At 55.2% G+C, this 12,201-nt stretch carries 14 protein-coding genes; 4 read left to right on the forward strand and 10 right to left on the reverse strand.

Annotation, left to right across the window (positions count from 1 at the left end; all coding sequences use genetic code 11):
- Window positions 1–67 precede the first annotated feature (67 nt).
- From JT51_RS18290 to JT51_RS18310, 5 genes are read right to left on the reverse strand one after another with little or no spacing between them, the layout of a single operon-like run.
- Complete coding sequence (locus JT51_RS18290) at window positions 68–610, reverse strand: RSP_2648 family PIN domain-containing protein (protein ID WP_037316194.1); 543 nt, start codon at window positions 608–610, stop codon at window positions 68–70.
- Window positions 607–1,809, reverse strand: coding sequence for an RSP_2647 family RNA methyltransferase (locus tag JT51_RS18295; protein ID WP_037316197.1), 1,203 nt, complete (start codon window positions 1,807–1,809; stop codon window positions 607–609). Before JT51_RS18295 ends, JT51_RS18290 begins: the two co-directional genes overlap by 4 nt.
- Before the next feature lie 38 nt (window positions 1,810–1,847).
- Window positions 1,848–2,120 (reverse strand): hypothetical protein, encoded by a 273-nt coding sequence (locus JT51_RS18300; RefSeq protein WP_037316201.1) that lies wholly within the window; start codon window positions 2,118–2,120, stop codon window positions 1,848–1,850.
- Window positions 2,107–4,896 (reverse strand): [glutamate--ammonia-ligase] adenylyltransferase, encoded by a 2,790-nt coding sequence (locus JT51_RS18305; protein ID WP_037316206.1) that lies wholly within the window; start codon window positions 4,894–4,896, stop codon window positions 2,107–2,109. The genes JT51_RS18300 and JT51_RS18305 overlap by 14 nt, the downstream gene beginning before the upstream one ends.
- Complete coding sequence (locus JT51_RS18310) at window positions 4,893–5,294, reverse strand: nuclear transport factor 2 family protein (RefSeq protein ID WP_037316209.1); 402 nt, start codon at window positions 5,292–5,294, stop codon at window positions 4,893–4,895. The genes JT51_RS18305 and JT51_RS18310 overlap by 4 nt, the downstream gene beginning before the upstream one ends.
- A 217-nt stretch (window positions 5,295–5,511) precedes the next feature.
- On the opposite strand from JT51_RS18310, the gene JT51_RS18315 reads away from it, so the two are divergent.
- Window positions 5,512–5,802 (forward strand): hypothetical protein, encoded by a 291-nt coding sequence (locus JT51_RS18315; protein ID WP_037316212.1) that lies wholly within the window; start codon window positions 5,512–5,514, stop codon window positions 5,800–5,802.
- A 265-nt stretch (window positions 5,803–6,067) separates the two neighbouring features.
- Here JT51_RS18315 and JT51_RS18320 read toward each other — a convergent pair whose 3' ends face one another.
- From JT51_RS18320 to JT51_RS18330, 3 genes are all read right to left on the reverse strand, one after another.
- Window positions 6,068–6,769 carry an RloB family protein gene (locus JT51_RS18320; protein ID WP_037316214.1) on the reverse strand — a complete coding sequence of 234 codons (702 nt, stop codon included), beginning with the start codon at window positions 6,767–6,769 and terminating at the stop codon, window positions 6,068–6,070.
- A gap of 2 nt (window positions 6,770–6,771) precedes the next feature.
- Complete coding sequence (locus tag JT51_RS18325; protein WP_037316377.1) at window positions 6,772–8,052, reverse strand: AAA family ATPase; 1,281 nt, start codon at window positions 8,050–8,052, stop codon at window positions 6,772–6,774.
- A gap of 479 nt (window positions 8,053–8,531) precedes the next feature.
- Window positions 8,532–8,957: an NUDIX hydrolase gene (locus tag JT51_RS18330; RefSeq protein WP_037316215.1), complete on the reverse strand. Its 426-nt coding sequence runs from the start codon at window positions 8,955–8,957 to the stop codon at window positions 8,532–8,534.
- A 420-nt stretch (window positions 8,958–9,377) separates the two neighbouring features.
- On the opposite strand from JT51_RS18330, the gene JT51_RS18335 reads away from it, so the two are divergent.
- On the forward strand, window positions 9,378–9,839 hold the full coding sequence (locus tag JT51_RS18335; protein ID WP_037316218.1) for a hypothetical protein: 462 nt from the start codon (window positions 9,378–9,380) through the stop codon (window positions 9,837–9,839).
- Between the two features lie 116 nt (window positions 9,840–9,955).
- Here JT51_RS18335 and JT51_RS18340 read toward each other — a convergent pair whose 3' ends face one another.
- Window positions 9,956–10,351, reverse strand: coding sequence for a hypothetical protein (locus JT51_RS18340; RefSeq protein WP_037316221.1), 396 nt, complete (start codon window positions 10,349–10,351; stop codon window positions 9,956–9,958).
- Between the two features lie 270 nt (window positions 10,352–10,621).
- On the reverse strand, window positions 10,622–10,942 hold the full coding sequence (locus JT51_RS18345) for a hypothetical protein (protein WP_037316223.1): 321 nt from the start codon (window positions 10,940–10,942) through the stop codon (window positions 10,622–10,624).
- 253 nt (window positions 10,943–11,195) lie between these two features.
- On the opposite strand from JT51_RS18345, the gene JT51_RS18350 reads away from it, so the two are divergent.
- Window positions 11,196–11,624 (forward strand): DUF4279 domain-containing protein, encoded by a 429-nt coding sequence (locus JT51_RS18350; RefSeq protein ID WP_037316225.1) that lies wholly within the window; start codon window positions 11,196–11,198, stop codon window positions 11,622–11,624.
- Window positions 11,625–11,745: 121 nt separating this feature from the next.
- On the forward strand, window positions 11,746–12,171 hold the full coding sequence (locus JT51_RS18355) for a hypothetical protein (RefSeq protein ID WP_037316228.1): 426 nt from the start codon (window positions 11,746–11,748) through the stop codon (window positions 12,169–12,171).
- Window positions 12,172–12,201: the final 30 nt, after the last annotated feature.

A 12,201-nucleotide genomic window follows, 5' to 3' on the forward strand; every position in this document is an offset into this window, starting at 1 on the left:
GGGCAGCGAGAGGCCAGCCTCTCGCGCTCTCCGGGATATTTTTAGCCAGATGAAGAGGGGACTGGTCTTAGGTGGTAAGCGCTTTGCCTAGCCGTGGCAGGCGCGCTTTTTTCATCAGGGCGCGCAGGGTCCATTGGTCGCCCGATAGCCGGTTGGCCTCGGCCAACACACGGTTGGCGGTTTCGGTCATGCCGTCGGGGTCAGCCTGCCAGAAACCTTGCAGCAACCCATCGGGGTCGTGGCGGTCCAGGCCTTCTTCGGACAGGATATTTTTTGGGAAATCTTTAGCGTTGAGAGTGACAATCACATCCGCCGAAGTTGAGATCGCTGTCGCCAGAACGTGAATATCGGCGCTGTCGGGCAGCCAGAGTCGATTTTCCAACCCCGGGGCTTCGGGGCGTTCAGCATTTGACCAATGCGCCTGGGCCAGGGCGATTTCGGCGCGGGCCTGCGCCTCGCCCTCGGGGCCGAGTTTGCGGGCGGCGCGGGCCCATTCTTCGAGGATGCGGGCGGACCAGATGGGTGTGAAATGACCCAGCTTGGCGGCGCCCAGCAACATCTCTCGCATCACCGTGGGATAGATGACGCAGGTATCCAGAACCGCCTTCACAACCGGTAGAACGCTGCTTTGAGATACCCGCTTTCTGCCAGCTGCGGCAATTGCGGGTGGTCCGGCCCGGCAAAGCCGGTGTGGATCAATTGGGCCTGTCGCCCGGCCCGACCAATTCCGCGGGAAGACGCATCGCGGAACCGGCCCAGATCGGCGGCATGCGAGCACGAGCACAGGCCCAGATAGCCACCTGGTTTCACCAGAGCAGCGGCAAGGCGAGCCACGCGTTCATAAGCACGCAGTCCCGCGTCCAATGCCTGCCTTGAAGGGGCAAAAGCAGGTGGGTCGCAGATCACGACGTCGAATTGCACGCCCTCTTCCCCCAATTGGGTCAGCACGTCGAAGGCGTCGCCCTGTCGGGTCTGGAACTGGCCGTCAAATCCTGACGCCTGTGCGCCCTGCGTGGCCAAATCCAGCGCGGCGGCCGATCCGTCGACCGCCACCGCCTGCCCTGCTCCGCCAGCCAGCATCGCCAGACCGAACCCGCCCACGTGGCTGAACACATCCAGCACCTGCGCGCCGGGTTGCACCAGCCGCGCAGCGAAGGCGTGATTGGGGCGCTGGTCATAGAACAGACCGGTTTTCTGACCACCGGTCAGGTCGGCCATGTAGGTGGCGCTGTTCATGGGCACCGGCAGCGGTGCGTCGGGCGCGGTGCCGCGCAGAGTCTTGTTTACATCATCCAGCCCCTCAAGCCCGCGGGTGCGGCCCGAGGCGTTCTTTAGCACAGTCGTCACGCCGGTCACGGTGACCAGCGCATCGGTCAGCGTGTCCAGATGTGCCTCGGCCCAGGCGGCGTTGGGTTGGATCACGCAAGCATCGCCGAAACGGTCGATGATCACGCCGGGAAAACCATCCGCCTCGGCGTGGATCAGGCGGTAATAGGGCGCGTCGAACAGGCGTTCGCGCATCGCCAGCGCACGGCGCAGGCGGGTTTCGAACCACGAGGCGTTCAGTTCCGCATCAACGTCGCGGTCCAGCACGCGGCACATGATCTTTGACTCGGGGTTGACCGCAACCAGCGCAATGGGCGCGCGTTTCTCATCCTCAAGCACAGCCAGCGCACCGGTCGGTATCTTGCGGGTACGGCGGTCGGTGACAATGTCATTGGCATAAACCCAAGGGAAGCCATGGCGCAGGCCGCGCGCATTGGCTTTGGGCTTTAGTCGGATACGGGGGCGGTCGATGGTTTGGGTCATGACGCCCTCATAGTGGTGAACGCGCCCGGGGAAAAGCCCTAGCGGGCGCGCGACCGCCAGCCACCACGTCGTTTCGGTGCCTGCGCCGACTGCAACCCTTCGGCCAATACCTGTGTCATCGGGTGCTCGGCCTCTTGCGCCGCGTAAGACGCGTGCAGCTCGGTCAGGGCCTGCGCCTGATCCCGGTCCGCAGGCAGGCTGAGCGCCCAGTCCAGAAAGATGCTGCGGCATTCGGGCAGCGTGATGCCGTCGATCCGATAGGCTTCGCGGATCAGGCCCTTGTGGTCGTTTGGGTCGTCACTGCGCGGCATCCCGCCCCTCCTCGACTGCGCAGCCGATGATGTCGGCGGCAATGGCATAGCTTTCCTGCAAGGCGGCCTGCAGCTGTTCGACCTGTTCGAATCCGGTGGCGCGGCACAGGAAGGCCGTGCCGCCCTCGCCGATCTTGTCGGCTTCGATCACTTTACCCGACAGCAGCCGCGCGGCGCATTGCACCGACCAGCATAGATCGTAGCAACCCTTGAGCGTTTGCGCCTGAGCGACGTCCAGCAGTTCGGCAGCGACAGCCCCGTCCAGCCCGGCAGATACGTCGCGCTGGGTGACACTGGCCAGCAACGCGCCGGTTTCTGCCAGCAGTTCGATATCCATCATTCGGCCGGGGCCATTCTTGGCATCCCATATCCCTGCGGGCGCTTTGGCTGCTGCCAAACGCGCGCGCATGTCAGCCACTTCGCGCAGCGCCTTCTGCCGGTCCTCGGGCTGCGATAGAAAATCGGCGCGGAAGGTTTCGATATCCTGCGCCAGCCCGGCATCCCCCGCGACCACGCGCGCGCGGGTCAGAGCCAGATGCTCCCACACCCAGGCTTCTTTCTGCTGGTAGTTGGTGAAACTGGCCCAGCTGGTCGCCACCGGTCCCTGATTGCCCGAGGGGCGCAGGCGCATGTCGACCTCATACAGTCGCCCCTGAGACATCGGTGCCGACAAAGCGGTGATCAGCGCCTGCGTGAACCGCGCGTAATAAGTGCGCGTGGCCAGGGGACGCGGACCATCGGACATATCCTGATCCTGCGGGTCGTAGATCACGATCATATCCAGATCGGATTGGGAATTGATCCGCCCCGCCCCAAGCGAGCCCATGCCCAACACCGCAGCACCCCGGCCCGGCGCAGGCCCGTGTTTGCGGGTGAATTGCGCGACCACACAGGGCAGGATGGCGGTGATCACGGCACCGGCCAATTCAGCATACTGCTGCCCGGCCTGCGCCCCGTCGATCAACCCCCGCAGGTGGTGAACACCAATGCGGAAATGCCATTCCTTGCACCAGCGGCGCGCGAAATCGAGTTGCGTTTCATAGTCCGCCTCGTGCGACAGCGCCTGTTGCAGCTCGGCCTGCAACACCGCCTGCCCCGGCCAGTCGTCGAAAAAGCTGCCACCAATGACTGCGTCGAATACACTGGCGTTGCGCGACAGATGCGTCGCCAGCGCGTGCGATGTGCCGACGATATCCACCAGCAGGTCGATCAGATGCGGGTTGGCCTCGAACAGGGAAAACAGCTGCACCCCGGCGGGCAGGCCGGACAGGAAGCCGTCCAGCGCCTGCAACGCCTCATCCGGTTTGGCGGTTTTCGACAGGCGCGACAGCAGCTCGGGCTTGAGCCTTTCGAATATCCGCGCACCGCGTTGCGAACGCAGCGCCGGATAGGTCGGCCAGCGGGCCAAAACATTCTGGTCGAATTCGACCTCTTGGGCGGGTGCAGGTGGCGATGCACCGGGCGCAAAGAACCCTTCGGTCAGCTCGTGCACCTCGGTCAGGCGGCGGGTCAGATCAGCGGTCAACTGGGCGGTGTCCATGCCCATCAGACAGGCGACGCGTTCAATGCCATCAGGCGATTGCGGCACCTTATGGGTCTGGGCGTCATGGATCATCTGGATGCGATGCTCGACCTCGCGGTGGGCGCGGTAGTGATCTGTCAGCTTGTCGGCCACATCCTGCGGCACCCACTCTTTGGCGGCCAGCGCGGCCAGACCGGGCACAGTCCCCCGCAGGCGCAGATCGGGATCACGCCCGCCCGCAATCAACTGGCGGGTCTGGGTAAAAAACTCGATCTCGCGAATTCCACCCTGCCCCAGCTTCATGTCGTGGCCAGGAATGGCCAGCGCGCCACCCGTTCCCTTGTTCTCGCGTATGCGCAGGCGCATGTCATGGGCGTCCTGAATCGCCGCGAAATCCAGATGCCGCCGCCAGACAAAGGGGCGCAGAGTTTCAAGAAACCGCTCACCTGCCGCAATATCGCCAGCACAGGGGCGGGCTTTGATGTAAGCGGCGCGCTCCCACGTGCGGCCCAGGCTTTCATAGTACCGCTCGGCGGCTTCGGCGGCCAGACAGACCGGGGTTACAGCCGGATCGGGGCGCAGGCGCAGATCGGTGCGGAACACATACCCATCCGCAGTCTTGTCGCTGAGAGTTGCGCAGAAATTCCGCGTGGCCCGCACCATACCCTGCCGCGCATCATAGAAATCGTCGGGGTCAAAGCGGGTCTCGTCAAACAGCACAATCAAGTCGATATCCGAGCTGTAGTTCAGCTCGTGCGCGCCCATCTTGCCCATGGCCAGAATGATCATTCCAGCGGCGGTTTCGACATCATCCGCCGTCATCCCCGGCAGTTTGCCGCGCCGGATCAGGGCCGCGATTTCGGCTTTGGCCGCCACATCTGCTGACAGGGCGCCGAAATCCGTCAGGGCTCCGGTCACTTTTTCCAGCGGCCATGCGCCCGCCAAATCCGCCAGCGCCGTCAACAGCGCAACGCGGCGCTTGGCCTGCCGCAATCCCGGCTTCAACTGATCCGGCGGCAGCGTCCGCACCCCGGCCATAACCTCGGCCAGCGCCTGATCGGACTGGTGCAAAGCCTGCGGCAGCCAGTCTTTTTCGTGCTCGATCAACCCTTTCAGATAAGGGCTGGACCCCGCCGTACCTGCGATCAACTCACCCTGCTCTGCCGGAACATCAGGAACCAAAGCCTGCGCCTCATCCCCAAGGGACGGGTCAAAGGGGCGTGGCAGCCGGTGAATGGGTAATGGGCCGGTCATGTCCCCTCCAGCGGCGTATCCTGACTGAAACTGTTCAGCCACGCATCGTGGCGACGTTCCCACATTGATGAGATCAGCGCCACCTCGCGCCGTGGCGACCCAGGGCGCTGAAACTCGGCGCGATAGGACAGTAGTACAATGTCTGGCGTCATCACACGCAACTGCGTCTGGCTCAACTCGTAATTCTGGATGGTCGGCGCATCGGCGAACTGCCCAACGTGATCATCACGATTGGCAAAACCCGTAGGGTATACCCCAAGGAAATCCGCGCTCAGCAGCGCCCGGTCCGCCGCACCGTTACCTTCAACCAGAGCTGCCCAAACCTGCTTTTCCAGATTCAGGATTTCATCAAGTGTCGGGGGTGAGGAATTTTTGGTTTCAAGTGTAGTTTGACACATTCATTTACAGTAACCCGGAACATGCCGAATTATCCCGGAAGAATACGGATGGGTGTTTAAAATTAGGGGTCAACTGCGCCTCCTGTGATTCAGATGTGTGTCAGCCTATTGCGTTTCAAACATTGTTAAAACCGGCCTGTAAGGTCTACCCCTCAATAACGCGACACTAAAGCCTGCAAACGCACATGAAGCAGGCTTACCCGCTCCGATTCGGAAGTTGATCACCAAATCGGCGAGTTGGTTTTTCAAAGATGCCAGCTGGCGGCATCACGATTTTGGCTATGACGTCGGCGGTGATCGCTGGGACCGCGCCCGCTGCGATTGGAAGTTCTTTGTCGCCATGACCAAGGACGCGCTGACACAGCGCTGGCCGTTGGCCCTGATCACCATCCCGGCCGCGCTGATCCTTTCGGTGGCTTTCTACCTGGCTGTGCGGATCGGCGGGCAGTTCGGGTCGTTTGAGTACCGCGACGGATACGCCACGCTGGAAGAGATTTTGGTCGCTTAAATTTCGGAGTAAGCGCGTCACAGGGCCACCAAGCTGCCATTCGCTGCGGTCACAGGATTGATCATCTCAAATGGCAGCTGAGCGCAGATAGTGACCTTTGCATAGTTTGGAAAACCGTCCAGACCTGACCTTGTGCAAAATACGATTGACGGAAGCACCCATTCCTAAGTGGAGTTTAAGATCCAGCTTCCTGACTATTCTCTTATTGAGTCCGCATTTATGTCCAACCGCCGATCAAGATTTGCTGAGTTAGTATGGTATCCTTTTAGCTTTTAGACAGCTTTTCCAAGGCACCAACAATGAAATGTACTCGCGTTGAAGGGTTTTCATGGTGCTCTTTGTCACCTGCCTGTCTAGCTCGCTGCAAAATACGCTCTGCTCGTTGCTTTGCGACTTCACGCTGAGGGGCAATCTCAAAAAATTGCTTTTTACAACCTGATTTTTCATACTCAGAAAACAAGGCAACTCCGTTTAGTTTCGCCCTCTTCAGATCCGATATTAGAGATTTGGCGGGGGAACCACCTGTTGAAGTCGAACAATATGGCTTGCAGCTTTCCGATACGTGGAGTGAGTACCAAATCTCAAAGCACGGCACCGATGTCACAGCGACAACAGTTTTGTCATCAAAACCGGAACGCCCCTTCAAGATTGCGGTTTTTGCAATCGCGTCGTCATAGCTAGCATGACGGTCACGATCAAAAACCATATAAATCTGCTCATAGTCATCATCGTGTTCTAGAATGCCTTCAGCCATCTCGACGACACTGATTGGCGCTGATCCCCCTTCTCCGGTAATCCTTACTTTGGCTGTGGTTAGGCCCAATTCAGAAATAAGTCGACGAAAATAGTCTGGTTCAGTCTTTTCGCCCTCGGTCACGATCAAGACCTTATCGCGCTCCTGGCGTTTCGCACGGCCTCGCGCAAAATCTTCTTTACCCTTCGCCCGGCGGCGGCCTCTTTTAACCATGATCAGCGCTCCACCCTAGGAACCCCACCGAAACGACCATCCAGGTACTTCTTCTGAAAACCCTTCGCTCCTCGCTCCTTAAAATCAGTCAAGGGAACAAGCGCTGCAGCCAAATCCCTAGCCTTTTCCACAATCCATATTTGGTCCCTACCCAAGCATTCCTGCTCGCTGATGGACGTATCGTGCGTGGTAAAAACTAGCTGTGCGCCCTTATCATTAACTTCAGGATCAGCAAAAAGACCGACCAAATACTGAAAGGCCAGTGGATGCAAACCCGTATTCAATTCATCAACTACAAGCGTACTTCCAGAATCCAGTGCCTTCAAAATAGGACCAGCAAGACTAAATAATGCCTTTGTTCCTGTGGATTCCTCGTCCATTGGCAAGCTCGTTGGTTTGTCCGAGTTGTCCATTCTGAAAGTAGAAACTGAAGGGATTTTAATTGTTGGAAATTCAGACGCGTCTTTCTTACCGTCAAGTGCTTTATACATGGCTATAGCTAAATCTCTCACCTCTGAATCTGGTTCCTGCTCCTCCAAATGCAGATCGTACAAAGATATGTCAGCTTTTCTAAGGAACTCCAGAATACGCTTTTTTTCACCGTCATCCTTGAGCCACTCCACGGTCGACCCGTTTCTGAAACCATTAGAATTAGGCACGAGCAAACGCCAATCACTTGTAATCCACTTGAATGGCTTTGCTAACACTTCTGCATTCAATCGAACTGCGGTACTTAAAAACAAAGCATTTGGTAGTGTTTGGGTCCGCCAGCTTTCACGTGGACCCCTTAATTGGACCGCGTTCAACTCCCATTCATATTCGTCGTTCTCTTCGTCGTATATGCGAGAAAAAAGCTGCCTCTCACGCCCTGTGGTTTTGGGGCGCGAGAAAAGCCATTCTTCCAACACTCGCTCACGGCTTACAACAAAACCGTATTGGTACAATGTGCCATCAAGTACGAACACTACCTCAAACTCAGTTGGTTTCTCCCTCCAGTCGCTGTGAAAAATAAAAGGTTTTGTAGGAATTTCGTCTTCCGGAGAATTTTTCCCAGACTCCCTTACAATTCTCTTCATCACCGACATCGCAGAAATTAACGAGGATTTCCCTGAACCATTTGCTCCAAAAATACAGGCTTCACTTAGCACCTGAGGAACAACGGACAACCCCGTCTGCAACACATGGCCATGACCTGACCTTTCTGTAGTGGTGCTCGCTGCCAACGAAAAAGTCTGCTTTTCGCGGAAAGCTCGATGGTTCTCAACTGAAAATTCGATCAACACCTGAGTGACTCCATGTTTCAGGTTGCTTTTTTGCATCTTTTTGCAAGAATGGCTACCAGTTTTCTTTTAAAAGTAAATTAACCGGGGGACGATCACCTTTGGCAAAGTAGCCGCTACCGATGCAAGTCTGATGCAAGTCTAGTGTGTCGGTCAGTATTTAGTATGACCAACGACTTCCCTGCGAGCCAACGCCGGACAGGCAAGAACATCATCGGTAGGCGACTAATTTTGCCGTCGCCGCAAACAGATTCAGGACCTGGGGGCCTTAATATCCACCTGGACAAACGCTTCAGCTCGGCAGTCATATAATCCAAGCGCCGACAAGGTATTCTGCTGGAAAGAAAAAACCCTTGCAACGCAGGAGCTACCGAAAGCTGCCGAATGCATCCGCAGCGCCTACGCTAAGCGGCAATGACCGCTGTGGGCTCGGAGCAGAGAGTGGCGGCAGCGAGACCAGATCACCCAATTCTCATCGCGGTTTACTGAAGCCGAGACATGTAGCAGGCAAGTCTTGATTTGAGTTGAGGGACCGCTTTCGGGTGTTCCAAAAACTCTAGGATATCCATCATTCGCCAGAACTGCCCTTCTTTGCCAAACTTTATCTCTGAAACCTCAGTCTTCGAAATCTGCGCGACCATGAAGTAAGCATGCTCGCTCGGCGCGCTGGCATTTGGGTATCGCCGTCTCCACACAATGCGGGCAATATCTAGTTTTAAATCAAATTCTTCTTCAGTTTCCCTAAGCACGCATTGTTCCGGTGTCTCGTTCCCCTCTCGTCCCCCGCCCGCCAGGTCCCAATGGTCCGGAAATGGGATTGATGGTTTGTTGTCACGCAAGTAGGTGACAACCTTTTCTTCACAGATGAGCGCGATTTTTGCACCAGATAAGCTATCAAAACGCTTCATGGCATTTGTCTCCTGAGGCCATCTTGCTACGCATTCTAATGCAAGATTTCAAAGCAGTCACATGACCGTTTCGTTCGCTTACCGGACGCATGCACGCGCAAAGATCAAGTAACTTGGGAAAGGCAGGAAGGGGCTCTACGCACCAGCTCGGGCACGTCGCAGAGAAAGTCGGCAGTGAGCCCAACCCAGAAGTGTTGATTTGTTGCTGCGTGCACTCGCGGCGCTGATTTTTCTGCAACGGCAAAATGTTTCATGCCGTCTTGCAGAGGTGAGATCGGGCATTCGTTGGTCGCGCAGTAATTCAAAGAGGGCCGTGTCACAGGTCACTGACTTTGCTGCCGTTGCGCATCCTCCCGTGAAAACATTACAATTTGGAAGCAATGATCGATACAAAATAGCTGTATTTGAGGTGAGGGATTGATGGTTGATATTTTTGCGAGCGTCGAACACCCCATAGCCGTGCACGTAAATAGGGGAAAAAATTGGCTAACCAAGCAGATACAACCGATCAATCAACGCCTGCTAGTTGTCGACATAGCCGCCGCCATCGTTAACGATGAAACGACTAGTTTGGCTGGAATTGAAAATGTTCATTCTCTTGAAGTAAAACCAGAAAGCGAAGCTGTTAGGTTGAGCTTCGCGGATTTTGTATGTTACGCTGTAACAGAAGAAATGTTCGCCCAACAAAATGATGAGGAAGTTTCGACAGGGCTATGGTTGCGAATTTTTTCCAAATCCTTTTTCTTGGATTTTGTAGGCCACACTACGTGGGCGACATCAGACTTTCCGGGCCAACTCGTTCATTATCAGATCAACACACTCGACCACACTGTCAACGTGGTAACAGCTAACCCTCCTGAAATTCTCAAGTTGAGCCGATGACATGTGGCCAATAAGGGCTCACCACCGCTATTTCTGCGGTGGGCATCGATTGGAGACAGAAGCCCGAAGCGGGCTGCTTCGGAGTTAACCCTGCGAAACTAATGGAAAAAGAGAACTCACCATTGGCCATCGGATGAATAGCTAATTAAAATAGAAATTTCTTCATCGTTCTCACCGCCTATCCATTGGTAGCTCCCAACTTCCGCGCGCTCGGCAATAGGTTTGATCAGTTCCGCAACTTTGCTCCAACTGTTCCGCGTTAGGGACCAGATAAATGCACCATCGCCTGATGATCGAACTGGACCACTGTCGGCGTCGCCAAGCTTCATGACCAAGTGGCAATTTTCAAATGCCTGCGCCCCGAATAGCTCCGCCGTTGTGATGGTCTCTTTAACGCCGTTCGACAGCAGACACGCCGCCTCAAATAGCCGTTTGTGTTCGATTTGCCGCTCACCAAATATCCGAATTAACGGACAATCAGGCGATCCAGACGCGAGGAATTCCACGTTCATTTTACAAAGACCTTTTCGTGAAGGCATGGAGCGCACAGTACTAGACTTCAATCGAAAAGGGAAAGGCGCCAAAACAGTCTTTTTCCCTTGGACCAGGGAGCAGACTATTTTGTTAATTGGTCGAGAATTAGGCAACACGGCATAAGGTTAATGGCTCAACTTTCTGATCCGGGCTAGTCGAGCCCTGAGCTCAGGGTTGTCGGACGCCTGGTCGTAGCAGCATTTTCGGAAGTCGAGGGGGCATACGAGTTCCAGTTCCAAGATTGGAGCTCAATGACCCTTCCAAACCAACGGTTCAGCAGAAATCACTTGAACTAGCGCCAGAAGCTTTGCGCGAGTTTCGACCCCACCTACCGCGGGCGCCAAGCCCATGTGCTCAGTTTCAATGAAAAAAAGATAGTCGCCAACTTCGTTTGCATCGAGTTGATTTCGCAGAATTTCTACCGCTTTTACCAGGTATGTGTCGTACTCGTCCTCGAAAGGTTGGCCCTTCCAGCCACCCATCGTATAGTTCAGTCCGATTGGGTCCCATAGAGACCAACCAATTTCCCTAAGTCTTTCAATATTGATTTTGGGATGAACTTTTTTCATAGGTCAGAATTTGCCCGTCGGTTGCCGAAATGGCAACCGACATCCATTGAGCTTCCTATCACCAGAGTGTTCGATAGCGACGCAGGCAAACAGGTCATTGGGTGCGTTGCAAAGCCGGTTGGTTTCTGCTTGTCCTGTTCTCCAGCCATTGTTTCTGCACTCCTATTGAGGAGTGCTGACTGGCAGGGCCGTATTGCCGGTATTTTTGTCATGTAATAGAACTCAGCGGTCGACCCTGATTTGGAAATTCACGATGGCGGAACTCAAAGAAACAGCTGCTTGTCTACAAATAATCGGTGATAGCCTCATTCCCGAGCTAATAACCACCGCTTTGGGAAAGCCGCCCACGTCGGCCCACCACAAAGGGGACCATGTTCCCCTTCCCAAAGGAGGATATAGAATTGCTCGATCAGGTTCATGGTGCATAGATGTACAACGTAGAAAACCCGGCGATCTTGACGGTCAAATATCTGAAATCCTGAAGGGAACTAGCTTGGACCTTGAGGTCTGGAAAGAACTGGCAAACCAGTTCGAATTGAGAATTTTCTGCGGGATTTTTTTACAGGAATTCAACGAGGGGCTGTACATCTCTGCCGCGACAACGAAGCTGCTCGGTTCGCGATGTATTGCTTTAGATTTGGACGTCTATAGCTCGTACAATGACGAGCCTGACTCCTTTTGAACCGATATCGACACACATAGAAGACGCCCCAATTGTCCTTTACCCGAAAACAAGCGCCTAGCCAGGCAACGTTTTCTGGCCATCCAAGTCCGTTACCTTTGTACAGCAGAAAACCCTAGACATGAATGAAGTTGATTTTTCACAGTTGATAGATTGCCGTTTTCCGTACGATAACGCCAGCTCGGCGGAAGCGCTGATCAGAACAGCCAAATCCATTTCCACGCCAGCTATGTTTATGCTTCTAGAAGAAATTTGCAGACCGCCAAAAGGTAGCACGGCATCAATTGAAGATGTCTCACGCCTTATAGAAACTTGGCGCAAACACATTGACCATGCTTTGGCGGATTCTATGGCCAATGCGGCGCGCACACTGGCAAGCGGACTGTCATATTCCGCTCCTGATTCATTGGCCTTGTTGGAAGAAATCGCTCCACACCAAGGGTTCTATTCAGCTCTCAATATCGCTTACTTTGTCTGTAACGATGCTGAGGGCGCAGTTGAACAAAGAGCGGATCAGATTAGAGCCATCTGGGAGCGGCAAACTTGATTCCATAAACATCGTCTGCGTGAAGTAGAG

This window comes from Ruegeria halocynthiae (genome assembly GCF_000743705.1).
Lineage (GTDB): Bacteria > Pseudomonadota > Alphaproteobacteria > Rhodobacterales > Rhodobacteraceae > Ruegeria > Ruegeria halocynthiae_B.